Source organism: Thalassotalea sp. ND16A, from assembly GCF_000764205.1.
GTDB lineage: Bacteria > Pseudomonadota > Gammaproteobacteria > Enterobacterales > Alteromonadaceae > Thalassotalea_A.
Window position 1 is genome coordinate 199,060 of the sequence record NZ_JQDZ01000068.1, and the last position, 26,381, is coordinate 225,440.

General features: G+C 41.5%; 25 protein-coding genes. 18 read left to right on the forward strand and 7 right to left on the reverse strand.

The window, feature by feature from the left end; genetic code table 11:
* Positions 1–9 precede the first annotated feature (9 nt).
* The 5 genes from zipA to ND16A_RS07805 all read left to right on the forward strand — a co-directional run bounded on the left by zipA (position 10) and on the right by ND16A_RS07805 (position 4,826).
* Positions 10–1,221, forward strand: coding sequence for a cell division protein ZipA (zipA, locus tag ND16A_RS07820; RefSeq protein ID WP_033077964.1), 1,212 nt, complete (start codon positions 10–12; stop codon positions 1,219–1,221).
* 80 nt (positions 1,222–1,301) lie between these two features.
* Positions 1,302–3,677, forward strand: coding sequence for an NAD-dependent DNA ligase LigA (gene ligA / locus ND16A_RS07815; RefSeq protein ID WP_033077900.1), 2,376 nt, complete (start codon positions 1,302–1,304; stop codon positions 3,675–3,677).
* Between the two features lie 20 nt (positions 3,678–3,697).
* Positions 3,698–4,060 (forward strand): BRCT domain-containing protein, encoded by a 363-nt coding sequence (locus tag ND16A_RS07810; RefSeq protein WP_033077901.1) that lies wholly within the window; start codon positions 3,698–3,700, stop codon positions 4,058–4,060.
* Positions 4,061–4,076: 16 nt separating this feature from the next.
* A complete protein-coding gene (locus tag ND16A_RS20655; protein ID WP_160173515.1) occupies positions 4,077–4,220 on the forward strand; it encodes a BRCT domain-containing protein in 144 nt (47 codons plus the stop codon).
* Between the two features lie 3 nt (positions 4,221–4,223).
* Positions 4,224–4,826, forward strand: a complete 603-nt coding sequence (locus tag ND16A_RS07805) for a LysE family translocator (protein WP_033077902.1) — start codon at positions 4,224–4,226, stop codon at positions 4,824–4,826.
* A 19-nt stretch (positions 4,827–4,845) separates the two neighbouring features.
* Here the strand turns inward: ND16A_RS07805 and ND16A_RS07800 are convergent, their stop codons facing one another.
* The 3 genes from ND16A_RS07800 to ND16A_RS07790 form a co-directional block, all read right to left on the reverse strand.
* A complete protein-coding gene (locus ND16A_RS07800) occupies positions 4,846–5,514 on the reverse strand; it encodes an NAD(P)H-binding protein (protein WP_033077903.1) in 669 nt (222 codons plus the stop codon).
* A 763-nt stretch (positions 5,515–6,277) separates the two neighbouring features.
* Complete coding sequence (locus tag ND16A_RS07795; protein ID WP_033077904.1) at positions 6,278–6,691, reverse strand: YeeE/YedE family protein; 414 nt, start codon at positions 6,689–6,691, stop codon at positions 6,278–6,280.
* A gap of 2 nt (positions 6,692–6,693) precedes the next feature.
* A complete protein-coding gene (locus ND16A_RS07790; RefSeq protein ID WP_033077905.1) occupies positions 6,694–7,116 on the reverse strand; it encodes a YeeE/YedE family protein in 423 nt (140 codons plus the stop codon).
* Between the two features lie 96 nt (positions 7,117–7,212).
* On the opposite strand from ND16A_RS07790, the gene ND16A_RS07785 reads away from it, so the two are divergent.
* Complete coding sequence (locus ND16A_RS07785; protein ID WP_033077906.1) at positions 7,213–8,103, forward strand: LysR substrate-binding domain-containing protein; 891 nt, start codon at positions 7,213–7,215, stop codon at positions 8,101–8,103.
* Positions 8,104–8,265: 162 nt separating this feature from the next.
* Positions 8,266–8,562, forward strand: coding sequence for a hypothetical protein (locus tag ND16A_RS07780; RefSeq protein ID WP_033077907.1), 297 nt, complete (start codon positions 8,266–8,268; stop codon positions 8,560–8,562).
* Positions 8,563–8,623: 61 nt separating this feature from the next.
* Here the strand turns inward: ND16A_RS07780 and ND16A_RS07775 are convergent, their stop codons facing one another.
* Positions 8,624–9,874: a retropepsin-like aspartic protease family protein gene (locus ND16A_RS07775; RefSeq protein ID WP_033077908.1), complete on the reverse strand. Its 1,251-nt coding sequence runs from the start codon at positions 9,872–9,874 to the stop codon at positions 8,624–8,626.
* A gap of 380 nt (positions 9,875–10,254) precedes the next feature.
* Between ND16A_RS07775 and ND16A_RS07770 the strand changes: the two genes are divergently transcribed.
* From ND16A_RS07770 to ND16A_RS07760, 3 genes are all read left to right on the forward strand, one after another.
* Positions 10,255–10,479 carry a DUF4266 domain-containing protein gene (locus ND16A_RS07770; protein ID WP_033077965.1) on the forward strand — a complete coding sequence of 75 codons (225 nt, stop codon included), beginning with the start codon at positions 10,255–10,257 and terminating at the stop codon, positions 10,477–10,479.
* Positions 10,470–11,795, forward strand: coding sequence for a DUF3570 domain-containing protein (locus ND16A_RS07765; protein ID WP_235282123.1), 1,326 nt, complete (start codon positions 10,470–10,472; stop codon positions 11,793–11,795). The genes ND16A_RS07770 and ND16A_RS07765 overlap by 10 nt, the downstream gene beginning before the upstream one ends.
* Positions 11,796–11,869: 74 nt before the next feature.
* Positions 11,870–12,715: an FAD:protein FMN transferase gene (locus ND16A_RS07760; RefSeq protein ID WP_200880838.1), complete on the forward strand. Its 846-nt coding sequence runs from the start codon at positions 11,870–11,872 to the stop codon at positions 12,713–12,715.
* 99 nt (positions 12,716–12,814) lie between these two features.
* On the opposite strand, the gene ND16A_RS07755 is transcribed toward ND16A_RS07760, so the two are convergent.
* Together ND16A_RS07755 and ND16A_RS07750 are read right to left on the reverse strand one after the other, a co-directional pair.
* Positions 12,815–13,051, reverse strand: coding sequence for a DUF418 domain-containing protein (locus ND16A_RS07755; protein WP_033077910.1), 237 nt, complete (start codon positions 13,049–13,051; stop codon positions 12,815–12,817).
* Positions 13,052–13,424: 373 nt separating this feature from the next.
* Positions 13,425–15,308, reverse strand: a complete 1,884-nt coding sequence (locus tag ND16A_RS07750; RefSeq protein WP_033077911.1) for a DUF885 domain-containing protein — start codon at positions 15,306–15,308, stop codon at positions 13,425–13,427.
* A 112-nt stretch (positions 15,309–15,420) separates the two neighbouring features.
* Here ND16A_RS07750 and ND16A_RS07745 point away from each other — a divergent pair, with 112 nt between their 5' ends.
* The 6 genes from ND16A_RS07745 to greA all read left to right on the forward strand — a co-directional run bounded on the left by ND16A_RS07745 (position 15,421) and on the right by greA (position 23,145).
* A complete protein-coding gene (locus ND16A_RS07745; RefSeq protein WP_033077912.1) occupies positions 15,421–16,257 on the forward strand; it encodes a M48 family metallopeptidase in 837 nt (278 codons plus the stop codon).
* 138 nt (positions 16,258–16,395) lie between these two features.
* Complete coding sequence (locus ND16A_RS07740; protein ID WP_033077913.1) at positions 16,396–17,010, forward strand: FKBP-type peptidyl-prolyl cis-trans isomerase; 615 nt, start codon at positions 16,396–16,398, stop codon at positions 17,008–17,010.
* Between the two features lie 255 nt (positions 17,011–17,265).
* The gene (dapB, locus tag ND16A_RS07735; protein WP_033077914.1) at positions 17,266–18,066 is read left to right on the forward strand and encodes a 4-hydroxy-tetrahydrodipicolinate reductase; all 801 of its coding nucleotides are present in this window, start codon (positions 17,266–17,268) and stop codon (positions 18,064–18,066) included.
* Between the two features lie 228 nt (positions 18,067–18,294).
* Positions 18,295–19,428, forward strand: coding sequence for a glutamine-hydrolyzing carbamoyl-phosphate synthase small subunit (carA, locus tag ND16A_RS07730; protein ID WP_033077915.1), 1,134 nt, complete (start codon positions 18,295–18,297; stop codon positions 19,426–19,428).
* Positions 19,429–19,450: 22 nt separating this feature from the next.
* Positions 19,451–22,669 carry a carbamoyl-phosphate synthase large subunit gene (gene carB, locus ND16A_RS07725; RefSeq protein WP_033077916.1) on the forward strand — a complete coding sequence of 1,073 codons (3,219 nt, stop codon included), beginning with the start codon at positions 19,451–19,453 and terminating at the stop codon, positions 22,667–22,669.
* Positions 22,669–23,145 carry a transcription elongation factor GreA gene (gene greA, locus ND16A_RS07720; protein WP_033077917.1) on the forward strand — a complete coding sequence of 159 codons (477 nt, stop codon included), beginning with the start codon at positions 22,669–22,671 and terminating at the stop codon, positions 23,143–23,145. The genes carB and greA overlap by 1 nt, the downstream gene beginning before the upstream one ends.
* Positions 23,146–23,337: 192 nt before the next feature.
* Here the strand turns inward: greA and yhbY are convergent, their stop codons facing one another.
* Complete coding sequence (gene yhbY, locus ND16A_RS07715) at positions 23,338–23,634, reverse strand: ribosome assembly RNA-binding protein YhbY (RefSeq protein WP_033077918.1); 297 nt, start codon at positions 23,632–23,634, stop codon at positions 23,338–23,340.
* Positions 23,635–23,717: 83 nt separating this feature from the next.
* Between yhbY and rlmE the strand changes: the two genes are divergently transcribed.
* Both rlmE and ftsH read left to right on the forward strand, forming a co-directional pair.
* Positions 23,718–24,353 carry a 23S rRNA (uridine(2552)-2'-O)-methyltransferase RlmE gene (rlmE, locus tag ND16A_RS07710; protein WP_033077919.1) on the forward strand — a complete coding sequence of 212 codons (636 nt, stop codon included), beginning with the start codon at positions 23,718–23,720 and terminating at the stop codon, positions 24,351–24,353.
* A gap of 103 nt (positions 24,354–24,456) precedes the next feature.
* A complete protein-coding gene (gene ftsH, locus ND16A_RS07705; protein WP_033077920.1) occupies positions 24,457–26,373 on the forward strand; it encodes an ATP-dependent zinc metalloprotease FtsH in 1,917 nt (638 codons plus the stop codon).
* Positions 26,374–26,381: the final 8 nt, after the last annotated feature.

Sequence of the window (26,381 nt, forward strand, 5' to 3'; positions counted from 1 at the left end):
GGCTTGGTAATGGAAGTTAATTTTAGACTCATTTTAATCATCATAAGTGCCATCGTTATCGTTGGTATCTATTTTCATGGGCGCAAGAAAATTCATAAGGGCGGAAAAAACCCTTATAAGTTAAAAACGGCAAAGGTCACGGAACAGCCGCTTGAAGACGAAGAGAATGTACAAAATCGTAATTTTGATAGTCATGGCTTTGATCAAGACGGTGTTGGCCGTCCGAAATCGGTGAATTTAGAGTCTGCCGATATTGCTGAGCCTACCGCCGAACAAACTGCCGATATTATTGCCAATACGCCGCCGCCAATAGCCGAAGAGCAAATGGCTGAGCAGGCCCCCTTCATTGCTGAACATGATGATGTCGATACTGTATTTGCCGAAGTTCAGCAAGAAGAGGTTGTTTATGAGTCGGTAGTGAGCCAGCCAAAGTCAGTAGCCAAACAAGATACAACACATTCGAAACCATTGGCCAATAAAGAAGCGACTCGCCAGGCTAACGTTGATGCGAAGTCTGGTAATGTCGTTGATGATTTACCGTCAATTTCAGCAATAGACGACGCCCAATACGATGCCAATGTTGAGCCCGAGCTTGCAACTGCCGTTGGCGCTGAGCCCAGAGAGAGCAAAAGCGTTGATGCCTCTGCTGAAAAGCCAAAAATTAATGTGGTAAAGAACAAGGCGGCAAAGAACAAACCGGCGGTTACAAGAAAGACTCGTGCAGAATTAAAACGTGATCAATTAGAAATGGATTTTGATCGGGCCAACAGCGCGAGAAAAGTCGAATTAGAGCAAGAAGTATTAGCACTTTCTGTGGTAGTAAGCGAAAATCAACAGATATCTGGTGCGGAGTTATTACCTTGCTTTTTAACTCTAGGGTTAAAGTTTGGCGAGATGAACATTTTTCATCGCCATCAGGATAATGCTGGTAATGGTGACATTACGTTCTCGGTTGCCAATATGATGAATCCAGGTACGTTTGATGTGGACAATATGGAAAGATTTGCCAGCAAAGGGATAACCTTATTTATGACTTTGCCAAATGCCGGAGATCCGGCAAAAGTATTCAAACAAATGCTGTCTGCAGCAAAACAAGTATCGAATGAATTTGGCGGGCAAGTGCTCGATGGCCAGCGTAGCGTAATGACCAAGCAAACCGAGCAACATTATTTGAGTAAAATTAGAGAGTTTGATCGCAAGGCACGGCTAGCCGGTTATTAACCTCGACCTTTGTAAACCGTTTAAGCCTCCTTTTGGGGGCTTTTTCTTCCCAATTCATTATCTTAAATAGCAAAATTTAAATGGCAGATGCAATGCAAGCAAAACAACAAATCAGTGAACTTTGTCAACAACTTAACGAATACAATCATCAGTATTATGTGTTAGATAACCCAACCGTACCTGATGCTCATTACGACCGATTAATGCGTCAATTAAAAGAACTCGAACAAGCGCATCCTGATTTAATGCCATTAGACTCTCCGAGCCAGAAAGTTGGTGGTGAAGCATTAAAATCATTTAGCCAGGTGGAACATCAAATGCCGATGTTGTCGCTGGATAATGTGTTTAGTGAAGAAGAATGGCAAGCGTTTGTTAAGCGTATTACCGACAAGCTTGCTGATCGGCAACACATTCAATTTTGTGCAGAGCCAAAACTTGATGGTTTGGCTGTTAGTCTGAGATATGAACAAGGCATCTTAGTGCAAGCGGCAACTCGTGGTGATGGTAAAACCGGTGAAAACATTACCGAAAACGTTAGAACCATCGGCTGTATACCCTTAAAGCTGCGTGGTGAAAACTATCCAGAAATTCTCGAAGTTCGCGGCGAAGTGTTTATGCCGAAAGCCAGTTTTGATGCGTTAAATGAAAAAGCCATTAACAATGATGAAAAAACCTTTGCTAACCCGCGCAATGCTGCGGCCGGTTCATTGCGTCAACTCGATTCAAAGATAACGGCGAAACGTAATTTGGCATTTTATGCCTATGGTTTAGGTTTTGTTAACGATGAAAACTGGCTGGCCAATAGTCATTACCAACGGTTAATGCAGGTTAAACAGCTAGGCTTACCCGTTTGCCCAGAAATCAAGTTGCTCGCCGATCAAAGCGGCTGTGCCGAGTTCTATCAGGACATACTTAACCGTCGTGATGCGTTAAGTTATGAAATTGATGGTACCGTATTAAAAGTTGACGATATTGGCGCCCAGCAAATCTTGGGTTTTGTCGCCAGAGCGCCGCGCTGGGCGACCGCCTATAAATTCCCCGCACAGGAAGAATTAACCGAGCTTTTAGATGTTGAATTTCAGGTAGGCCGTACTGGCGCTATTACACCCGTTGCTCGATTAAAACCGATATTTGTGGGTGGTGTTACGGTGAGTAATGCCACTTTGCATAATCAGGATGAGATAAACCGCCTCGGTTTAAAAATTAAAGATACGGTGATCATCCGCAGAGCAGGGGATGTGATCCCGCAAATTACAGGGGTTGTTTTGAACGAAAGACCTGTAGATTCGAAAGATATTATTTTTCCAACAAATTGCCCTGAATGTAATTCAAAAGTTGAACGTGTAGAAAAAGTACATCATTTTAAAACAAAAGAATCTGAATCGTCTTCTCAGGCAACTTTTCGATGTGTCGGTCGATTGTCATGTAAAGCACAACTAGTTCAATCAATTATTCATTTTGTATCTCGTAAAGGCATTGATATAGAAGGTTTGGGCGATAAAATCGTAGAACAGTTAGTTGAAAGTAAATTGGTTACATCGCCAGCTGATTTATATCAATTATCAATAGAAGACTTTTTATCTTTAGATGGTTTTGCAGAATTGTCCGCAAAGAATTTATTTGAATCCATTCAAAATAGAAGAAATATTACTTTAGATCGCTTTATCTATTCACTTGGAATCCCTGATGTTGGTGATTCAACATCTAAATCTTTAGCTAAAGAATTGGGTTCCTTAAATTCAATAAGAAAATGTCACCCTATATTGTTGTCTTTCATTTCAGATGTTGGAAATGAAACAGCAAAAGAGGTTTTTGAATTTTTCAATGATAAACATAACATCATTGTCTTAGATAAGTTTAAATTTGATGAAATTATAACTATAAGTGATGAACATCAAGTATCTTATAATTTTGCTAGTAAAGTTTTGAATGAAAAATGGCGAATTATACACAAATTAGGAATCTTAAAGGTTGGTGAAATAGCATCTAAAGCACTAGTTAGCCGCTTATTAGATTTGAATGATTTATTAGAGTTGAATTATGAAAGATTCTTATCTATTACAAATGAAAATAACAAATTACTATCTTTATCAATCAGAAATTCAGTTTTAGATAAAATTAAAGAGTCTGATTTTAGAGTAATGGTTAACGATATACAGAGTAGTATTGATAAATTAGATTTAGTAAATGTATCTGAAGAAGATACAAGTGATGTTGGTGGGCTAGAAGGGCTTGTTTTTGTACTTACTGGAACAATGAAAAGTATTAAACGTAGTGAATTAGGTAAACTACTTGAAGCTCACGGAGCTAAAGTTACCTCAAGTGTTTCTATTAAAACAGATTACTTAATTGCCGGAGAAAAAGCCGGTAGTAAATTAGCTAAAGCTGAAGCTCTTGGAATTAATATAATTGATGATACAAAAGCTTTAAACCTATTGGAACAAAATGGTTTTTAAATAGTGTAAAAAGGAAAATTATGGCAAGTGAAAAACCAACAATGATTTTATTATCGAAAACAGATTTAAATAGAGATGCCATCTCTGAATTATCTGATTCAGAAGCGTGGAAATTAATTTATTCTTTTAGAAGTAAAAAAGCTCAAGATACAAGATTACAAGTTTGCTTTACTGGCTTCGGAATAAGTAAGAAACAAGAGTTAGTTGAAATTGCGGACCAAAGGAGTTTTAAAGTTGTTTCATCAGTGACTAAAAGACTTGATTTTCTTTGTGGAGGTGAAAATGCAGGCCCTAAAAAAATTGAAAAGGCAGAAGCTCAGGGTGTTCAGTTTCTTAATGAAAAGCAGTTTCTTTGTTTAATTGAAACTGGAGAAATACCTTAGGCTTAGGCAAATATCTTTGTTTTTTGAGTTTTACAGCGAAACCCATTATTTGGTTGCTGGCGAAAAAACGGGTTCAAAATTAACGAAAGCAAATGCTTTAGGGGTAAAAGTGCTGACCGAACAAAATATGCTAGATTTACTTCAACGCCATGGCGCCTAATTTATGGAATTATTTCTAACAATACTGCTTTTCGCCTTTTCCAGCACCATTACCCCCGGGCCAAATAACGTTATGATCATGACCTCAGGGTTAAATTATGGTGTGAAAAATAGTTTGCCACATTTGTTTGGAATCTGCCTTGGTTTCCCAACTATGGTGATAATCGTCGGCTTAGGCTTTGGTGTGCTGTTTGAGCAATATCCGTTTATTCACCAAATCATAAAAGTGTTGGGCATCGCTTATCTGTTGTATCTTTCATGGTTAATTGCTAATGCCAACCCAAACACACTGGAAGGAAAAAACTCTAAACCTTTTACCTTTATCCAAGCATTTTTATTTCAATGGGTAAACCCTAAAGCCTGGGTAATGGCGACAGGTGCCATTGCGGCATTTACCAGTGTGTCGGGCAGTATTTTATTTGAGGTGAGTTTGATCAGTTTTGCCTTTCTAGCGGTTGCATTTCCATGCGTTGGTACTTGGCTTTATTTTGGTGCAGGGATGAAGCAGGTATTACAGCAAGAGAAATATCAGCGCAGGTTTAATGTGACTATGGCATTACTGCTAGTCTTATCGATTGTTCCGGTATTATTAGAATATAATTCGTAATCCGAATTCAGCCGTAAAGTTACGATGAATTCGCAATTGCCTGAATTTTCTGGTTCTCTATTACGGTAAAAGCCGCACCATCGTTAGGTTGATTAGCAACTGTTATCATTGCTTTTGCCACATCGGCGGCCTTAATTGGTTTAAACGCTGCCAATGGGCCGATAAAGATAAAACCAATCAACTTGAATAACAGCGCACTCATTCGTTCAGCCAGACGAAACTCTTCTCGCTCGCCTAATAACAAACTCGGTCTAAACACATAACATTGAGCAATATTGAAAGTTTTCACCGCCATTTCCATTTTCCCTTTGGTCGCGCTATAAAACGATTTCGAGTTCGCATTGGCGCCAAGGCTGCTAATCACCAGAAAACGTTTAACCTTTGCTGCGCAAGCCAGTTGAGCGATATCTTTCACTAATTGATAGTCAATACGGGCGAAGTTTCCTTTGCTTTTGGCTTTTTTGATGGTTGTGCCTAAACAGCAAAATATTTCATCTACGTTAAATAGCTGCGCATATTGTTCAATATTGTTGAAATTGATTACCTGCTGCTTAAATTTTGGGTGTTGTAAGGCAATAGGTGCTCTAACGGCAATAAGCACACTATGGTAATTGTGGTTATTTAACAGTTGCATTAAACAAGCCTTGCCGGTTAAACCGTTAGCACCAAATATTAACGCTGTCTTCATCTAAATCTATTCTTTTGAAATGTTTTTATACCAATAAGTAGTAAAGATTAACATTTTCATGCAAAAAAATATAAGGAAAATGTTCTTAAAAAAATATCGAAAATATTAAAAAAAGTGCTTGCAAAAAATCAGGGCAATAAGAATAAGGGGTGCCAAAAGTTATCCACTGATTCTGTGCAAAACTTTTAAATTTGCAATTATGTTGACTGTAATAAAACTGTAACCGCCGTGTAATCTTGCAGAATTCTGTAATTGTAAACCATCACTTTCTCTACAATGCTTAATACATATGGGGTTACAATGTTGCTAACAGACTTATCCACAGACTGGTTGAGCAGTTATAACAGCATGAAAATACAAAATATGAATGGCTGTTATACTAAAAAAGTGCTGTCAATGGTTTTTAATTTGTTGCGATTTTATCGCCGACAACAAAAGTAACGATAAAAAATTGGCATAGATTTTTATTTAGGTGCATTATCCGTCAATATGTTGTATGGCACTACAGGTCTTTAGTGCTAGGCTCTGCAGCAAAGTTGTACAATTAAAAATAACCAAGAACTTAATTATTCGTCATAATTAATGCTGAGTTAACGGGAAAGGCAAAGAACGTAAGGGCTTGTTAAATTATATTGACTTAGTGCTAGATTAATACATGAAAGTCAAAGTGAAAGCCCTAAGTCCGTATTTAAAGCGGGGTTGTTAAATAACTACTTTGATCAACTTATCAACAGCACTCATTTACGATAAATAAAATAGCAAATTATCGCTTTTTTATTTTCTGTGCCAGCAACATACCAACCACCATGAGTAAAATAAACACCAATATTTTTTCATTTGCTGCCGTTATGTTGGCAATTGCAGGGCCCGGACAAATGCCAGCAATTCCCCAGCCAATACCAAAAATTGTTGAGCCAATAATTAATTTTTTATCGATAACCGCATTGGTTGGGAGGTTAAATATTTCGGCCAATAATGGTTTTTTCATCTTTGTAATGAACAGTTGATAACCGATGATGTAAGTAATAACGCCGCCACCCATAACAACAGCCAAACTGGCATCCCAGTAGCCAAAAAGATCTAAAAAGTTGAGAACTTTATTGGGGTTAACCATTTGCGCAATGGTTAACCCAAAACCAAAGACTAAGCCACATATCAGCGCAATTAAATTATTCATGGTTAAGCTCCAATAACATGACGAATAATGAATACAGTGACGATTGCGCTCGTCATAAAGGTAACCGTGGCAGCAATTGAGCGTTTCGAAAAGCGACCAATGCCGCAAATTCCATGGCCACTGGTACAACCTGAACCATATCGAGAACCAAAACCCACTAAAAATCCGCCAATGATAATAGCGGTCCAACTTAAATCGATGGTTTGCGGAAGAGTAAAACCCAGTGGCGAGGCGAATACCGGTCCAATAATTAGCCCCAGGATAAAATACACATGCCAGCTTAACTTTATTGGCAATTGACTAATTAGTTGGGAGAATATACCCGAAATACCGGCAATTTTACCGGTTAACAGCATTAATGATAATGCCGCCAGGCCAATCAATATTCCGCCTATTAAGGCAGAGTAAGGAGTAAATTCGGTCATAAAACACCTTTAGAGTATGTTGTAATTTTTACTGTTGAATTAATTTAATTCACTTATACTAAGGGTGAATTAGAATTGTTAAGACTATCTTAAACTATGTCGAGAAAACTACCAGCATTACATTTATTCAGTATTTTTGAGGCCGCGGCTCGGCTTGAAAGCTTCAAGCTTGCCAGTGCGGAACTGTTTATTACCCCGTCAGCGGTAAGTCATCAAATAAAAGCCTTGGAAGAGTTTATTGGTTTTGAGTTGTTCATTCGGAAAACCCGTGGGGTGCAAGTAAATCCTGCCGGAAAAGTGTATCTGCAATACGTGCAACAATCTTTGGCTTTACTTGAGCAAGGGACGAAAAAGATCAGCAACCAATTTTCATCACCGACCCTAAAAATATCTACTTTTCCAACCATGGCATCCAATGTCATTATCCCGCAATTAGGCCTTTTTCAGCAAGCCCATGCAGATATAGACATTCGTATCGAAACGGGGATGAAGGTAGCCGATTTGCGCTATGAAGATTTTGACCTGGCAATACGCATAGGCGACGGCAAATGGGAAGGGGTAGAAGTGAGAAGATTGGCCGATATCCAAATTGTGGCAATTTGCTCTGCAGACTTTGCCGAAAAATACCAGCTTAATAATATATCGCAACTCAATGATGTGCCGCTAATTGATTTGTCAAATATGGATAATATATGGAAAACCTGGGCGTTTGGTTTTGGCATTAAAAATTTCTCATCAGAGCATAAACTCACGTTCAGTAACTACGACACCTCATTGCAAGCCGCAGAGCAGGGCTTGGGCTTAGCGTTGGCTATGTTGCCCATTGAGAATACATTACTAGAGCGTAAACTTGTGGTAAATCCGTTTGACCGTACGTTACCATTCCCGCAGTCCTTGTATGCGGTATACCGCAAAGAGGATAAACAGCGTCATGAAATTCATTGCTTTTTAGACTGGCTAGAAAAATCGCCGGCGCTATTAACTTAAACATATTTATACCCGGTTGGTCTTAGGGTAATTGAATTAATGATTTGCAAATAGGTGAATGATATTCACCTATGTGGTGAATATTATACTTTTGTCAGAATGAACAAATTTCACTAATCTTTATCTTATCGACACACGTTAAACAGTTGTTAGGAGATAAAGATGATCAACCGCAACAATATTACCTTATACCGAGTTATTACTAGCGCAATCGTGATTTTACCAATTGTCGCCATGCAGACATTGCCATGGTCAATCTTTACCAGCTTGCTATATGTACCATTGTTCAGTTTATTGTTAGCAGCAATTGCGAAATATATTGACTCGCAACTAATGAAAAGCGTGCTGTTGCAAGAATCACAAGCACTAGTGGCAAATATTCCGCAACTGCCGACCGACAATAACTTTCAATCAGCGGTGGTTAAACCTACAGAGAAAGGGCAGCAGCAAGCCGCTTAATACCATGCCAATTTGCAACAGGATGAGTTGACTAAATATTAATGTAGACCGATGTTATTTCTTAACGGGGCGAAAGGAATAACAAGGCATGTTGTTGATCAATTTCAAATTGAAAATGTTTTAAGAAATTCATACCGAGTAAGCCATCCGCACTGTCTAAACTGGTCAAGTCCATGACCACCACTTCAAAATCATAAAGCACCTTATCACCTAGCCCAAACTGCTCGATAATAATTGAGAAGGCCTGTTGATTGCCGCCGGCGGTATTAATACTTAATTCTCGTTTCACTGATATTTGATCTGACCTTATCAGCCGCTGATATAGCTCGGTTGAAATGACCGTTATTGATGCCCCGGTATCAATTAGCAATGATGTCTGGTGCCGCTGATTTAGCATCACATCGACGACAAAATGCTCATCGACAGCGGTTAATTCAATGCCTTGCTCTGCGTTGCTGAAGGAGTTAATTAAGCGATTTAAATCATTAATTTGTGTGGCGTATCCGCTTGTATCTTTGACATTGTCCAGGTAATTAATGGCAGTAGGGATCTCATCTAAATAAATGTACGCCTGAGCAAGAGCCAGTTGATAAGGCGGATAAGAAAATTCATGCGCCAGTAATGGTGTAGTGAAGTTAATTAAGTGTTGCCATGCTTTTTGATTTTTTAAGACGCTACTATGTCGAGCAAAAAGTTGATGTGCCTGATATCGCCATAAATCTTCTTTTTGCCGATCAAAAGCATTACTGATCAATAGATAGTAAGTTTGCAGCGCCCGCGCGGGTTTATTTATTGCATTTAGCCATTCTATTTTGAGTAATTGCCAAGCTTGCTGGTGCGGAAATCTGTTCTGGTAGGCGGTGATAAAATTACTGAATACACTGTACTTGCCTTGGTTTAACCATTGCTTTGCTGCTGCTTGCCATCGCTCGTTCAGCAATCGACTGTTGTGCTCATCGAGCTCATGTAATTGTTCTAAAAGCTCTATGGCGCTGATAAACTGGTGCACTAAAAACAGTTGTTCGGCTTTTGCGGCCAACATATTTGCTTCATCATTTTCCCGTGGCGAAGATTCATTTTGCGGATGACTGTTTTGGCGGTTATTTATCGAATCATCGTTAGCAACAGTCAGTTTACTGGAGTTGTTACCATGCACTTTGTTGTCTTGGTTAAGGCGGTTCTTTGCAGCAATGCGGCTAATACCCTCAGGTGTTGCCAGTGTTTGCTTGGTTAATTGGCTTAACAAAAACAGGTTGCTGGCAATAGATATTGCTAACAATATTGTTAATAACCTTACCAATTTTGAATTCACCTTGTATCCTTTTTCAAAGGTTAGAAAATTTGACGATAAATCAGCCGTTTCACTTATTTTATCTTATTTAAACGCATTTATGCTAGGGTTATCAGCAAGGACTGTGCCGTAGCCTCAATACTTTGTTTTTATTGGAAAAAATTATTATTTTGAAAGTTCTTGGTCATTTAACTGTAAATTAACCTGACAGAAATCTGATGGTTCATAGCTTGAATTTGTTGTAGGTAAACATCTCAGCTTTATGTTTTTTGAAACCGTCATCTACTTTAGATTATTTTTTTCGCTAGTTATTGTCATGGGAAAAGCCTATATTAATTTTAATAGTAAATTCTTTTAGCTGTTTTTTAATGGTTATCTTAGGTGAAATGGTCCGCGATATTATGAAAAAAATTTTCCAAAGCAATATTCTTCTAATTGTACTGTTAATGAGCAGCGGTTGTTCGTCTTTAGGCGTTGAGCCTTGGGAAAGGGATCTACTCGCTCGCAAAGAAATGGCATTAAATGCTTCCCCGATAGATGCCGCACTCGATGATCATATTTACTTTTCAAAAGAAGCTTCCAGCGGCGGCCGCAGTTTTGCTGGTGGAGGTTGTGGGTGCAATTAACCAATAAACTGCAGAAAACAAACCAGCAAACATTAGCGAGAAACAAATCAAAAAATTTAAAATCGCTGTTAACCGCGGCCACATGCTCTTTACTTGGCACAACCGGGCAAGTCAATGCCAAAGCCCAAAGCCAGACCGAAGAAAACCAATGGCAATTTGACACTGCGCTAATGTATTACGGTGAAACCGATAGAGTGACTGCCGTGGAAGGCATCATTGCCGCGACCAAAGAATTTGATGATGAGGAATTTCTCAGCCTAAAGCTAACCATAGACTCGTTAACCGGAGCTTCCGCTAATGGTGCCGTGGCCCAGCCGTATGTTCAAACCTTTGCCCGACCTTCAGGAAAAGGTACTTTTGATGTACCCGCTGGAGAAACGCCACTCGATGATACGTTTAAAGATACCCGGGTACAGGTTAATGCATCCTGGGCGCAACCTTTAACTACTGACTACACCATAAGCACCGGGCTGCATGCATCGAAAGAGTATGATTATGTATCGCTTGGCCTCAATGCCAGCCTGACACGAGATTTTAATAAAAAAAATACCACCGTCGCGGTTGGTTTCGCAGCATTTTATGATGAAATTGAACCCGAAGGGGGAATTCCAAATCCTTTAGCGATATTACCAGAGCCAAAAACAACGGCGATTGATGACCGTCCACGCATTGGCTCTAGCGATAATAAGACCACTATCGATGTGCTGCTTGGGCTTACGCAAGTGATCAACCGCCGGGCGATCATGCAATTTAATTATTCATTCTCTAAGGTAGATGGGTATTTAACAGACCCGTTTAAAATTGTATCTGTGGTTGACGATTTAGGGTTGGTACAAAACCAAATCTATGAAAAACGCCCAGACAACAGGCAAAAGCACAGTATATTTTGGCAAACTAAATATCACTTTACCTCAACGGTTGTCGATTTTTCATATCGCTATCTATGGGATGACTGGGAAATTAGCTCGCACACTTTTGAGCTTCGTTATCGTATTCCGTTTGGTACTGGTTATATAGAGCCGCACCTTAGGCATTACATGCAAGAAGCCGCTGAATTTTATCGACCGTTTATTGAGCAAGGCGACGCTTATCCAAGTTATGTAAGTGCCGATTACCGCGTTGGTGAGATGAATGCCTATACCCTAGGTTTTAAATACGGTTTGCCATTAAAAAATGGTCAGGAGCTGTCTTTTAGAATCGAATATTATCAACAAGACCCTGAAAATCCGGGTTATGATTTACCCGGCGTTCTCCAAGATGTGGAGTTGTTTGAATCGGTTGAAGCCTTGATCGTCCAGATAAATTATTCTTTTTAGTGATGACCCTCAAGCCAGCTCGTACCGTTGAAATACAACCCACAAACTTTGGTTTTCTTACGCGCTTTCACGCGATGGCAAGTCCTTGTGAGGTGCTTATCAACTCAACAGATAAGCTAATTGCCAAGAACGTGGGTCAGGCAGTCGCTAAGGAAGCCTGGCGCATTGAAGATAAGTACTCGAGGTATCTGAACACCAGCACCTGCGCTAAAATAAATGCCAGTAATGGCAAACCGGTTAGCATTGATGAAGAAACCTATAAATTATTAGACTTTGCCAGGCAATGTTTCCTGATGAGTGATGGCGCGTTTGACATTACTTCCGGGGTTCTTGCGAAAGCGTGGAAGTTTGATGGTAGTGACAATATTCCTGAACAAGATAAAATACAGCCGCTCCTTAAATACATTGGTTTTGATCGAGTATCCTTAACGGAAAACTCTGTCGCCCTTGGCCAAGGTATGGAAATTGACTTTGGTGGTATTGGTAAAGAATATGCGGTAGATCTCAGCTTGCAAATCGCAAAAAAACTAACCTCAATACCGGTGCTCATTAATTTTGGTGGCGATATTGCGGCATCAGCGCCGCCACGAGACGGCAAGCCTTGGCAAGTGGGTATTGAACACCCAGGCTTTGCCAATTCAAACACTGAAAAATCACCACCATTAGTTGTCAGCATCAGTAGCGGCGCGTTGGCAACCAGTGGTGATGCGAGACGGTTTTTGCTAAAAGATGGTGAACGCTATTCACACGTGCTAAATCCGAAAACCGGCTACTCGATTGTTGGCGCGCCAAAATCAATCACGGTTACTGCGCCAAACTGTATTCAGGCAGGATTCATTGCCACCTTAGCCTTATTGCAAGGCGCACAAGCCGAGCAGTTTTTACAAGATCAAGACATCGGCCATTGGTGTATTTGGTAGTTTCCAATACTTATCTATATTCAATAATCAGCCATTGTTATCACGATACTTGTTGATTTGGTTGATTTGATTTTGGCTTAGCTGCACTGTTAATCCAAGTCAGTTTTCGCCATAAATGTTCAATGGTCCTTGTGAATGTTTTTGCAGCCACAAGGAGGACAGTTTTATCTGCATAGCCAAACTGATTAAAGCAATAACTAAGGTGAGAGTGGAACCACAATATTGATATAAGCCAAGCCCCATTCGACCAAATGGTGCCAATAACAAGAGCAGTTTTTCCCCTATCGTAATGCGAGATACAGACTTGTTACTGGTTTGCAGGTGGAAATTCATCATCTTCACTGTAAATAGTGGTGGCTTTACCGCCCATTATATTATTATGTTATTTATAATATAAATGTAAGTTTTAGCTGCGTTTACTCAACTAACTCAGTAAGTTATTTTTCAAAGATAAGTGAAAAAGTTTACTTTAATAGATAAAAACGCCACACTGCTTGCACCTTGTACCCAGCTTTTAGCTACGGGCTACGAGCCGCTGGCAGATCCCATTAGCTATCAACATAGAGATTGTCTTTAACATCACTAAGTTTGAAAGATAGGCATTATCATAACATAAAATGTCCTGCCCGTAGCCCTCCAATAAACACTACCCCAACCCGGAACCATACTCAATCTGCTTGTACCTTGTACCTTGTACCTCGCACCTAGTTTACTTACTCGCTATCCAGTCATTAACTTTTTGCTCAAGTATGGCCATCGGCAATGCACCATTTAATAGCACCACATCATGAAATTCAGCGATATCAAATTGATCGCCGAGCAGTTCTTTTGCTTGCTTGCGCAGATTCAGTATTTTAAGCATGCCTAATTTATAACCTAATGCTTGGCCAGGCCAGGCCATATAACGCTCGATTTCGGCTTTCGCTTCACTCAACGGCGCGCCGGTATTTTCCATCATATAATCAATGGCTTGTTCTCTGGTCCACTTCTTATAGTGAATACCGGTATCGACCACTAAACGTACAGCCCGAAAAATTTCGGCTTTTAACCGGCCTAAATTGGCATACGGATCATGTTGATATATGCCCATTTCATAAGCGACTTGCTCAGCATATAAAGCCCAACCTTCAACGTAAGCGTTATAAGCGGCAAACTTACGTAAAACAGGCAGTTGTGCCTGTGCCATATTCAAAGATATTTGCCAATGATGACCCGGGTTGGTTTCATGGAAGGTTAGGGTGGGCAGATCAAACTTGGGTAAATTTTCAATATCCCTCAGGTTTATCCAAAATACTCCGGGCTTTGACCCATCTAGCGTTGGTGGATTATATTGGCCGCCGGAGTTACCCTCCTCAATTTCTTTAGGAAACGCTTTTACCTCTACTTGATATTTTATTGGGGTTTTAAACTGGCTCGGCATAATTTCATTGATGCGATTAATTTCAGTATTTAAATCATCAATAACTTGTTGTCTGCCGGCATCGGTTGCCGGGTAGGAAAACCTTGATTCTTTGGCCAATGCATTAATACGCTGAGAAACACTGCCTTGCTGATAATTAAGCTGGTTTAAAATGGAATCCATATCGGCGCTTATACGGACAACCTCTTGTAAACCAATATTATGTATTTCCGCCGCCGATAAATTGGAATCGCCCTGCGACTTAATCGAATATTGATAAAAACGATCACCACCAGGTTGCGCCCAAATACCATCACCTGTTGGCGCTTTATCTTGATAACTGGCGACTGTCTTGCTCACCTGTCGAAAAGCTGGGTAGATGTTTTGCGCAATCACCTGCTGTAATTTTGCTATTAGCGTGTTTTTATCGGTTTCGTTAATTTGCGTTAACGGAGTTAGCGATTCAATAAAATGAGTGTATATTCGATTGTCTTTGACCGCGACTTTATTGTAACCATCTAAATAAGTTAGCGCAGAGTGAATAATAGCAACTGGCGGGATCCAGCCTTGCTCGGCATCAACAACGAATTTTTTCTCGACTTGCTTGATTTGCTCGGCGAACATGATTACCCGCTGCAAATAATTTTGGGCGTCCGTCAGGGATATAATTTTTTGTCCGTCAGTAAAGGTATACAGGGTATCAATCATTGGTCCATTAATTTGATTGATAATATACGGCTGATGGCCAAAATAAGCATCAATAAAGCCGATAGGGTGCTCGGCGGAACCGGCAAAGAAACGAAACAGGTTCGCCATTACTTTTCGGTTATCTTCATCAAGCTGTTGGTGATTACTCTCAATTTGGTTAAGCAGTCTGGCTTTTGCTCTTAAGAATTTGCGAAATTCAACCTCGGCAGTTAACTCATAATTGTCGAGCTTGTCATGATAATAATAGCCAGCGTCTTGCTGATTGATCCCCACCAGAGACGCAAATTGTGGCTTCATTTTGAAATAACTTTTGCTGGCGCTATCAATCGTTTGATAAAGCGACGCATGTATTGGCTCGTCAGTTGCCCCGATCACTTCCAGTTGTGGCTGTGGTTTGGTTTTTACTACAGTGACGATTTGTTCCTTGTCTGAACAACTTATCGATAGTGCCAATGATGGTAAGAATAACCATGTTTTTAACTTCATTGTTTTGCCCTTAGGTACGGTTTTAAATTATACTTTAACACTAAGATTTTATTTTGCTTTTAATTATACTGTATAAAGATCAGATATTTGAGAAACCATTGAGAACACTAATATGAAAAAAACTGTTTTACTGGGCCTGTCTGTCGCCCTTCTTGCCGCTTGTGCTAAATCTCCTACCGGACGAAATCAAGTGTTGCTGCACTCTCCGGGTCAGTTAAATACCATGGGCGCCCAATCGTTTGAACAAATGAAAGAGCAACAAACCATTAGTCACGATAAAAGCGTGAATGCCTTTGTGCAATGTGTCGCCAATGCGATCACCCCCAATGTCGACCCGAAAGTTCATAAAGGCAGTTGGGAAGTCGTCGTATTTGACTCAGAACAAATCAATGCTTTTGCGCTGCCAGGGGGCAAAATAGGCGTGTATACCGGTATTTTAAATGTGACTGAAAATGCCGGCCAACTTGCGGCGATAATTGGTCATGAAGTCGGCCATGTTATTGCCCAGCATTCCAATGAAAGATTATCATCAACGCAATTATCGCAAGTGGGCTTAGTGGTAGCAGGAGCCACAATGGCAGCATCTGACGTTGATAATAAAGCGTTGATCTTGGCCGGGTTAGGTGTGGGCGTGCAATACGGGATATTAATGCCTTATGGTCGTGCCCATGAAACCGAAGCCGATATCATTGGTCAAAAATTGATGGCGGTGTCTGGCTTTGACCCTCGAGAGAGTGTGGCACTTTGGCAGAATATGGCCAAACAAGGCAAGGATGCACCACCTGAGTTTTTCTCCACTCACCCGTCAAACCAGACACGGATTAATGGCCTGAGTAAAAACTTGGCAACCACAGAGCCGTTATACGCACAAAGGCGAGTTACCCCGAATTGTATTAAACCGAAAATTCCCAAGCCAAAAGCTAAGGATGCAGGCGCTAAGAAACAATAACTGAGTAAATAGTAAACCGTGCAATCCCGGCCATTGAAAAAATAGTAAATAGTCGTTACTTTTTGCCTTAAAGCGCTACTGTATTCGGGGCGAGTATGCTAAACTTGCTGCCGAATTTTTTCCGAATAAGAAATGAAGATGTCTGAATTTACTAGTATTGAACAACGCGTTAGTTACGGCGTAGGCCGCCAATTAGGTGAGCAATTACGTAACAACCCATTTAAAGATTTTGAAGTTACTGCAGTACAAGCCGGTTTAGCCGATGCTTTAGCAGACGCAGCTAGCCAGGTTAGCCAGGAAGACTTACAAGAAGCTTTCTCTGTAGTTTCACAAAAATTACAAGCACAAGAAGCTGAACATGCGAAAGAAGCTTCAGCAGCTGGTGAAGCATATTTAGCTGAAAATGCTAAACGTGAAGAGATCACTGTGACTGAATCAGGTCTTCAATTTGAAGTACTTGTTGAAGGCGACGGCGAGAAACCAACGGCAGAAAGTACAGTACGTACTCATTACCACGGTACTTTTACTGACGGCAAAGTGTTTGACAGTTCTTATGATCGTGGTCAACCTGCTGAATTCCCAGTTGGTGGCGTTATCGCAGGTTGGACTGAAGCATTACAAATGATGGCTGTTGGTTCAAAGTGGCGTTTACACGTACCATACAACTTAGCGTACGGTGAGCGTGGCTCACAGGGTGCAATCCCTCCGTATGCAACATTAGTATTTGATGTAGAGCTATTAGCTATCATCTAGTATTTTTGAAAAGCCGGGTATTCCCGGCTTTTTTGTAAATAAGGTACAGGGTACAAGGTACAAGGTACAAGGTACAAGCAGATTGTCTATTAACGAATAGATGGTTTAATTTTTCGTCGTCAGAGTTGTAAAAATATCTGATAACATAAAATATGCAACTCGTACCTTGTACCTCGTACCTTTAAACACTTTTGAAATGACGACTGTTAAGTCGGTATTGCAAAAATGTTTAACTAATTACAGAGAACAAAAACAATGACAAAAGTTGCCATATTAGGCTGTGGTGGTCGTATGGGCCGTAACTTATTACAAGCGGCATTAGAGCACGACAGTATTGAACTTGTGGGTGGTTTTGTCCGCGAATCTTCCAGTTTAAACGGCGTCGACGCCGGTGAACTTTGTGGCCTTGGGCAAAAAGGTTGTCTCGTTACCGCGAATTTAGATGATTTGCTTAGCGCCGATGTGTTTATTGATTTTACTTCCATTGAGTCAACCAAAGCGCACGTTGCCTGGTGTAACCGCAATAATAAAGCCATCGTCATTGGTACCACCGGGTTTAACGATGATGAAGTCGCTGAACTGCAGCAACTTGGTGCCGCTATCCCGGTGGTCTTAGCACCAAATACCAGCGTCGGGGTGAATTTATTATTTAAACTGTTGGAAATCACCGCAAAGGCCATTGGCAATGACACCGACATAGAAATTTTTGAAGCGCACCATCGCTTCAAGAAAGATGCGCCATCGGGCACGGCAATGAAAATGGGCCAGGTGATTGCCGATACGTTAAATCGCGACTTAAACAAAGTGGCGGTATATGGTCGTGAAGGGATAACCGAAGAACGCAGTAAAGACACCATAGGGTTTGCCACCGTACGCGCCGGCGATATTATTGGTGAGCATACCGCGTTTTTTGCCGATCTTGGTGAACGTTTAGAAATTACCCATAAAGCCACCTCGAGAATGACTTTTGCTTTGGGCGCAATGCGCGCCGCAAGCTGGCTTAAAAAAGCACCAAAAGGATTTTATGACATGCAAGATGTGCTTGGATTGAAATAGATAAGTGTTGGTTTTAACTGCTTAATCCTATTTTTACCATTAATTGCAGTTAAGTTATAAAAATCTTTTAAATTGTTATGGACGAAATGCTCTGTAACACGTAAAATACGCGGAATTTGCCAAAAATACAGTTTTGGCACTTAAATCACATAATAATGGCTAATGGTTCGTTGCTTTCGCATTAACTCTTAGTACTTATTGATACTTTTATAGATTATGGAGGTTAAATTGACTAAATCTGCCATCTTGGTACTGGAAGACGGTACTATTTTTAAAGGCACTGCAATTGGCGCAGAAGGTGTATCTGTTGGTGAGGTGGTATTTAATACCGCAATGACTGGCTACCAGGAAATATTAACAGACCCATCTTATGCGGAACAAATAGTCACTTTGACTTACCCACATATCGGTAACACCGGTACTAATACGGAAGATGCTGAATCTGCTAACGTTTGGGCGAAAGGCCTGATCATTCGCGATTTACCCTTACTTGCCAGTAATTTCCGTAACGAACAAAGCTTAAGCGAATACTTAGTTGCCAATAACATTTTAGGCATTAGCGACATTGATACCCGTAAGCTCACTCGTATTCTACGCGAAAAAGGTGCGCAAAACGGTTGTATCATTGCCGGCGAAAACCTAAGCGAAGAAGATGCATTAGCACAAGCAAAAAACTTCCCAGGCTTAAAAGGCATGGATTTAGCGAAAGTGGTTTCTACTAAAGAAGTATACACTTGGACGGAAGGCAGCTGGCAGCTAGGTAAAGGCCATGTAACCCCGGATCAATTCCCACACCACGTAGTGGCTTATGATTTTGGTGCCAAACGCAACATCTTACGCATGTTAGCAGACCGTGGCTGTAAATTAACGGTTGTGCCAGCACAAACGCCAGCAAGCGAAGTGTTAGCGTTAAATCCAGACGGTATTTTCTTATCAAATGGCCCGGGCGATCCAGAGCCATGTGATTATGCCATTGCCGCAATTAAAGAATTTTTAGCAACAGATATTCCAGTATTTGGTATCTGTTTAGGTCACCAGTTACTTGGTTTGGCCAGTGGCGCACAAACCATTAAGATGAAATTCGGCCATCATGGGGCGAACCATCCGGTGAAAGATATTGAACGTGATGTTGTGATGATCACCTCGCAAAACCACGGTTTTGCGGTTGATGAAAGCAACTTGCCGGCAAACTTAACGGCAACGCATAAATCATTGTTTGATGGTTCATTACAAGGTATTCATCGTACAGATAAGCCAGCGTTTAGCTTCCAGGGTCACCCTGAAGCAAGCCCAGGTCCACACGATGCCGCACCGTTGTTTAATCATTTTATTGATTTAATTAACGCCCGCAAAGCCCAATAACTGAATAGATAGAGTAGAAATAATGCCAAAACGTACTGACATAAAAAGTATTCTTATATTAGGTGCCGGACCAATTGTGATTGGCCAGGCCTGTGAGTTTGACTATTCAGGTGCACAAGCGTGTAAAGCGCTGCGCGAAGAAGGTTACCGAGTAATCTTAGTGAACTCTAACCCTGCGACCATCATGACCGATCCGGAAATGGCCGATGCCACTTACATCGAGCCAATCCACTGGGAAGTGGTGCGCAACATCATTGAAAAAGAACGCCCGGATGCGGTATTACCCACCATGGGTGGCCAAACGGCACTAAACTGTGCACTTGAGCTTGAAGCCAAAGGTGTACTGGCCGAATTTAACGTAGAAATGATTGGCGCAACCGCCGACGCTATCGATAAAGCCGAAGACCGTAGCCGTTTCGATGTGGCAATGAAGAGCATTGGTTTAGACACGCCACGTGCCAAAATTGTACACAGCATGGATGAAGCAATTGCCGCTTCTGAATTCTTAGGTTTCCCATGTATCATTCGCCCATCTTTTACCATGGGTGGCACCGGTGGCGGTATCGCTTATAACCGTGAAGAATTTGAAACCATCTGTACTCGTGGTTTAGATTTATCACCAACCAGCGAATTATTGATCGATGAATCATTAATCGGTTGGAAAGAATACGAGATGGAAGTGGTTCGTGACAAAAACGACAACTGTATCATCATCTGTTCGATTGAAAACTTTGACCCGATGGGCATTCACACCGGTGATTCAATCACCGTTGCTCCGGCGCAAACATTAACCGATAAAGAATACCAAATCATGCGTAACGCCTCAGTTGCGGTATTGCGTGAAATTGGCGTAGAAACGGGTGGCTCAAACGTACAGTTTGGTATTTGTCCAGATACTGGCCGTATGGTGATCATTGAGATGAACCCGCGTGTTTCACGCTCATCAGCATTGGCGTCAAAAGCAACCGGTTTCCCGATTGCAAAAATCGCCGCCAAGTTAGCGGTTGGTTATACCCTTGATGAATTATCAAACGATATCACTGGTGGCGCAACGCCAGCTTCGTTCGAACCGACTATCGATTACGTTGTGACAAAAATTCCTCGTTTTAACTTCGAGAAATTTGCCGGCGCCGAAGACCGTTTAACCACGCAAATGAAGTCGGTTGGTGAAGTAATGGCGATTGGCCGTAACCAACAAGAATCATTACAAAAAGCATTACGTGGCCTGGAAGTTGGCATGAACGGCTTCGACTCTATTGTTGATGTTACTAAGCCGGGCGCAAAAACCAAAATCATGCACGAGTTGCAAGAAGCTGGCTGCGACCGTATCTGGTACGTAGCCGACGGTTTCCGTTTAGGCTTAACGGTTGATGATATCTTCCGCTTAACCAAAATTGACCGCTGGTTCCTGATACAAATTGAAGACATCATCAAGCAAGAACAAAACGTCTCTGCCGGTGGTTTATCATGTTTAACGCCAGAGTACCTGCGCCAGTTGAAACGTAAAGGTTTCTCTGATCAACGTCTTGCCGATGTGATTGGGGTGAGCGAGTCTGAAATTCGTAAGAAACGCCACAACGCTGAAATCTTCCCGGTATACAAACGTGTGGATACCTGTGCGGCAGAGTTTAGCTCTGACACCGCTTACATGTACTCAACGTATGACGAAGAGTGTGAAGCCAACCCAACGGATAATGACAAGATCATGATCATTGGTGGCGGACCTAACCGTATCGGTCAAGGTATTGAATTTGATTACTGTTGTGTTCACGCTGCCCTGGCTTTACGCGAAGACGGTTATGAAACCATCATGGTTAACTGTAACCCAGAAACGGTTTCTACCGATTACGACACGTCTGATAGATTATACTTTGAACCAGTAACGTTTGAAGACGTATTAGAAATTGTAAGAGTTGAAAAACCTAAAGGCGTTATCGTCCAATACGGTGGTCAAACACCACTTAAATTAGCCCGTGCGTTAGAAGCCGCTGGCGTACCTATTATTGGTACCTCACCAGATGCAATCGACAGAGCCGAAGACAGAGAGCGTTTCCAACAAGCGGTTGACCGTTTAGGGTTATTGCAGCCAGAAAACGCAACGGTAACGTCATTAGAAGAAGCGATGGCGAAAGCAGAAGCCATTGGCTTCCCATTAGTCGTACGTCCATCGTATGTACTCGGTGGCCGAGCAATGGAAATTGTTTACGACTTAGACGATTTACGTCGTTACATGACCGAAGCGGTAAGTGTATCGAACGATTCACCGGTACTTCTCGATTTATTCCTGGACGATGCCATCGAAGTCGACATTGATGTGATTTGTGACGGCACCGACGTAGTTGTTGGCGGTATTATGCAGCACATCGAGCAAGCTGGTGTTCACTCTGGTGATTCAGCCTGTTCACTACCTTGTTATAGTTTAAGCCAGGAAGTTCAAGACGTAATGCGTGACCAAGTAACCAAACTTGCGTTCGAATTAGGTGTTGTTGGCTTAATGAATACCCAAATGGCCGTAAAAGGTGGTGAAGTTTACTTAATCGAAGTGAACCCGCGTGCTGCTCGTACGGTACCCTTTGTGTCAAAAGCGACCAGTGTGCCACTAGCGAAAGTTGCGGCACGTGTAATGGCTGGTACGTCATTGAAAGAGCAGGGCATCACCACAGAAGTTATTCCTGATTATTTCTCAGTGAAAGAAGTGGTAATTCCATTTAACAAGTTCCACGGCTCTGACCCATTAATTGGCCCTGAAATGCGCTCAACCGGCGAAGTGATGGGTACCGGTGACACTTTTGAAGAAGCTTATGCTAAAGCGAACTTAGGTGCCGGCGTGTCATTGCCGAAAACCGGTCGTGCGTTAATCTCGGTACGTAACTCTGATAAAGAACGTGTGGTCGAATTAGCCCGTCAATTAATTGACTTAGGCTTTAAGGTTGATGCCACGCACGGCACTGCGGTGATTTTAGGCGAAGCAGACTTGCCAGTACGTTTGGTAAACAAAGTTCACGAAGGTCGTCCACACATTGTCGATAGAATTAAAAATGGTGAGTACAGTTACATTATTAACACCACCGAAGGTCGCAAAGCGATTGAAGATTCTAAACAAATTCGTGGCGCGGCATTACGTTACAAAGCGAACTACACCACGACACTAAATGCAGGATTTGCGGCTTGTATGGCGCATTCTGCCGATGACAGAACAACCGTAACGTCTATCCAAGAATTACATAAAAGGTGTCAATAATGAGTCAGTATCCGATGACTGTTCAAGGCGCCGATGCGTTACGTGAAGAGTTAGTGTATTTAAAGCAAACCAAACGTCCAGAAATTGTCGCATCCATTGCCGAAGCACGTGAGCACGGCGATTTGAAAGAAAACGCGGAATATCATGCCGCTCGTGAAGAGCAAGGGTTTTGTGAAGGCCGTATTCAAGATATCGAAGGCAAGTTAGGTAACGCCCAGGTTATTGATGTCACTAAGATTCCAAATACTCACAAAGTGATTTTTGGTGTTACGGTAACGCTGCTTAACATTGATACTGACGTGGAAGTGACTTACCAAATTGTTGGTGACGATGAAGCGGATATTAAAAATAACCGCATCAGCGTTAATTCACCAATCGCCAGAGGCTTAATTGGTAAAACCGTGGACTCAGAAGTGGAAGTAAAAACGCCTGGTGGCGTGGTTGAATACGAAATCATCTCGGTTGAACATAAATAAATCGAAACGATTAAAAACTAAAAAAACCTGCAATTGCAGGTTTTTTTGTATTTATAATCTAGCTGCGGGCTAAAAAAAGCAACGAGCTACGGGCAGCATGTTTGACTTCAGCGACAATGGTGTGAAATTAATAGTGACTTTTAGTTCACGCGGACTGCTAGTTGCTAGTTGCTATTTGCCAGTAGCCAGTAGTTAAATTTTTGGAATGGTAATTTTCTTGTCGTCTGATTGACGGAAAATAACTAACGTTTTACCTATGGTTTGCACTTTAATTGAGTTAGTTTCTCGAACAATCGCATCAACAATAAGCTGTTTCACTTCTTTGTCGTCGGTAGGAATTTTTACTTTAATTAATTCGTGATGACCAAGGGCATAATCAATTTCTGCAACAACGGCCTCGGTAAGACCATTATTACCTAACATTACCACTGGTTTTAACGAGTGCGCGACACCTTTTAGGTGCTGTATTTGCTTTTTAGATAGATTCATTTAAAAAATTTCGGTTAAGTGACTTGAATTACCTACATTTTAACGCCATCTTGTCATTATTACTAATTTATCTCAGTTATTTTATGTCTAAACCGAATAAATCCAGAACCGTTAGCTCACAGCGTTGGATGAAAGAGCACTTCGACGATGAATATGTTAAAAAAGCGCAAAAGCTAGGTTTACGCTCGCGTGCGGTATTTAAAATTGAAGAAATTAACAATAAAGACAAGCTCATTAAAAAAGGCATGAATGTTGTCGATTTGGGTGCCGCCCCTGGTGGCTGGTCTGAATACGCCGTAAAGGTGTTAGGGGATAGTGGCCAGGTTATTGCCTGTGACATTTTACCGATGGAGTCGTTGCCCGGCGTTGCCTTTTTACAAGGGGATTTTCGTGAAGATGCGGTACTAGATGCCTTGTTAAGCAAAATTGATGGTCGCAACGTCGATGTAGTAATGTCGGATATGGCGCAAAATTTTAGTGGTAATGAAACAACCGATCAGGCAAAAAACATGTATTTAGTCGAACTCGCGTTAGACATGTGTCATCAAGTGTTGAAGAAAAATGGTAGCTTTGTCGTCAAAGTTTTTCAGGGCGCAGGGTTTGAACAATACATGAAAGATGTAAAAGCATGTTTCAATGTGGTCAGAACCCGCAAGCCAGAGTCATCTCGAGCACGATCTAGAGAGGTGTATATAGTGGCGACGGGTTACAAACTGTAGTAGAGTTAGGTAATAAAATCTTTATAATAACGGTCATTATAATTATGTTGTAAAACATGCATTATAAATCATCGCAGAATTATTTTAACAAGAGGTCCTCAAGTTGAGTGATATGGTAAAAAATCTTATTTTATGGTTAGTGATAGCCATTGTTTTAATGTCGGTATTCCAAAGTTTTACCCCAGGTAATACGGCGGATGCGAAAGTCGATTACACCAAATTTATTAATGAAATCCATCAAGGGCAAATTAGTGAAGTCAGAATCGAATCCAATGGTGTCATTAACGGTACCAAGAGCAATGGTCAAACATTTACCACGTTAATACCTACTGCTTATGATAAAGATTTACTAAGCGATTTAATTGCCAACAACGTAAAAGTTGAAGGTGTGCCACCAGAAGAGCCGAGCCTGTTAGCCAGCATCTTTGTTAACTGGTTCCCGATGTTACTGCTTATTGGTATTTGGATATTCTTCATGCGCCAAATGCAAGGCGGTGGCGGTAAGGGCGCAATGAGCTTTGGTAAAAGCAAGGCGCGTTTGTTATCGGATGACCAAATTAAAACTACCTTTGCCGATGTTGCCGGTTGTGATGAAGCCAAAGAAGAAGTGGCCGAATTGGTTGATTATTTGCGTGACCCGTCAAAATTCCAAAAATTGGGTGGTCGTATCCCATCAGGTATTTTAATGGTTGGCCAACCCGGTACTGGTAAAACCTTATTGGCAAAAGCCATTGCCGGCGAAGCCAAAGTACCATTTTTTGCCATTTCGGGTTCCGATTTTGTTGAAATGTTCGTCGGTGTTGGTGCATCACGGGTCCGTGACATGTTTGAACAAGCGAAAAAATCAGCGCCATGTATCATTTTTATTGATGAAATCGATGCCGTAGGTCGCCAACGTGGTGCCGGTTTAGGTGGTGGTCATGATGAGCGTGAACAAACATTGAACCAAATGCTGGTTGAAATGGATGGTTTTGAAGGTAATGAAGGCGTAATTGTTATTGCTGCCACTAACCGTCCAGACGTATTAGATCCGGCGTTACTTCGTCCTGGTCGTTTTGACCGTCAGGTAACCGTTGGTTTACCAGATATTCGTGGTCGCGAACAAATTTTAAAAGTGCATATGCGCAAAGTCCCTCTAGGGGATGATGTAGATGCGGCAGTAATTGCCCGCGGTACGCCAGGCTTCTCAGGTGCTGATCTTGCTAACTTAGTTAACGAAGCGGCATTATTTGCGGCCCGTACTTCTCGTCGCGTAGTCTCTATGGTGGAATTTGATAAAGCCAAAGATAAAATCATGATGGGTGCCGAACGTCGCTCTATGGTGATGAGCGAAGAAGAAAAAGAAATGACGGCATACCATGAAGCCGGCCATGCGATTGTTGGTCGACTAGTGCCAGAACATGATCCGGTTTATAAAGTCAGTATCATTCCTCGTGGTCGTGCGCTGGGTGTTACTATGTACTTGCCTGAAAAAGACAGAGTAAGTCATTCTAAATTGCATCTTGAAAGTATGATCTCATCTTTATACGGAGGCCGTATTGCGGAAGAAGTCATCTACGGCAGTGAGCGAGTGTCTACCGGTGCGTCAAACGATATTGAACGTGCTACTGAAATTGCCCGTAAAATGGTAACCCAATGGGGCTTGTCAGAAAAAATGGGCCCTATGCTTTACGCCGAAGAAGAAGGCGAAGTATTCTTAGGTAGAAGTGCCGCCCAGCATAAACATATGTCGGATGACACCGCCAAAGAAATTGATGATGAAGTTCGTACCTTTATTGAACGCAATTATAAGCGTGCCGAAGATATCTTAAAAACCAATATGGATATCTTGCATTCAATGAAAGATGCGCTAATGACTTATGAGACTATCGATCAATGGCAAATTGATGACTTGATGGCCCGTACCACGGTACGTGCACCAAAAGGTTACGGTGATGAAGGCTCGTCTGGTACACCACCAGCAAACACTTCAGCGCCTAAACCTGATGTTACTAAGCCTGCTGATGAATCAACAAGTTAGTTCTTAAT

Bases quoted from the DNA above. Each gene is read 5' to 3' on its own strand.
- ND16A_RS07755 (WP_033077910.1), bottom strand. From the start codon at position 13,051: ATGATGAATTTCCACCTGCAAACCAGTAACAAGTCTGTATCTCGCATT.
- rlmE (WP_033077919.1), top strand. From the start codon at position 23,718: ATGTCTAAACCGAATAAATCCAGAACCGTTAGCTCACAGCGTTGGATG.
- ND16A_RS07785 (WP_033077906.1), top strand. From the start codon at position 7,213: ATGTCGAGAAAACTACCAGCATTACATTTATTCAGTATTTTTGAGGCC.
- ND16A_RS07800 (WP_033077903.1), bottom strand. From the start codon at position 5,514: ATGAAGACAGCGTTAATATTTGGTGCTAACGGTTTAACCGGCAAGGCT.
- ND16A_RS07760 (WP_200880838.1), top strand. From the start codon at position 11,870: ATGGCAAGTCCTTGTGAGGTGCTTATCAACTCAACAGATAAGCTAATT.
- ND16A_RS07745 (WP_033077912.1), top strand. From the start codon at position 15,421: ATGAAAAAAACTGTTTTACTGGGCCTGTCTGTCGCCCTTCTTGCCGCT.
- greA (WP_033077917.1), top strand. From the start codon at position 22,669: ATGAGTCAGTATCCGATGACTGTTCAAGGCGCCGATGCGTTACGTGAA.
- carB (WP_033077916.1), top strand. From the start codon at position 19,451: ATGCCAAAACGTACTGACATAAAAAGTATTCTTATATTAGGTGCCGGA.
- dapB (WP_033077914.1), top strand. From the start codon at position 17,266: ATGACAAAAGTTGCCATATTAGGCTGTGGTGGTCGTATGGGCCGTAAC.
- ND16A_RS07810 (WP_033077901.1), top strand. From the start codon at position 3,698: ATGGCAAGTGAAAAACCAACAATGATTTTATTATCGAAAACAGATTTA.
- ND16A_RS07805 (WP_033077902.1), top strand. From the start codon at position 4,224: ATGGAATTATTTCTAACAATACTGCTTTTCGCCTTTTCCAGCACCATT.
- zipA (WP_033077964.1), top strand. From the start codon at position 10: ATGGAAGTTAATTTTAGACTCATTTTAATCATCATAAGTGCCATCGTT.
- yhbY (WP_033077918.1), bottom strand. From the start codon at position 23,634: ATGAATCTATCTAAAAAGCAAATACAGCACCTAAAAGGTGTCGCGCAC.
- ND16A_RS07740 (WP_033077913.1), top strand. From the start codon at position 16,396: ATGTCTGAATTTACTAGTATTGAACAACGCGTTAGTTACGGCGTAGGC.
- ND16A_RS07770 (WP_033077965.1), top strand. From the start codon at position 10,255: ATGAAAAAAATTTTCCAAAGCAATATTCTTCTAATTGTACTGTTAATG.
- ND16A_RS07750 (WP_033077911.1), bottom strand. From the start codon at position 15,308: ATGAAGTTAAAAACATGGTTATTCTTACCATCATTGGCACTATCGATA.
- ND16A_RS07795 (WP_033077904.1), bottom strand. From the start codon at position 6,691: ATGAATAATTTAATTGCGCTGATATGTGGCTTAGTCTTTGGTTTTGGG.
- ND16A_RS07780 (WP_033077907.1), top strand. From the start codon at position 8,266: ATGATCAACCGCAACAATATTACCTTATACCGAGTTATTACTAGCGCA.
- ND16A_RS07790 (WP_033077905.1), bottom strand. From the start codon at position 7,116: ATGACCGAATTTACTCCTTACTCTGCCTTAATAGGCGGAATATTGATT.
- ligA (WP_033077900.1), top strand. From the start codon at position 1,302: ATGGCAGATGCAATGCAAGCAAAACAACAAATCAGTGAACTTTGTCAA.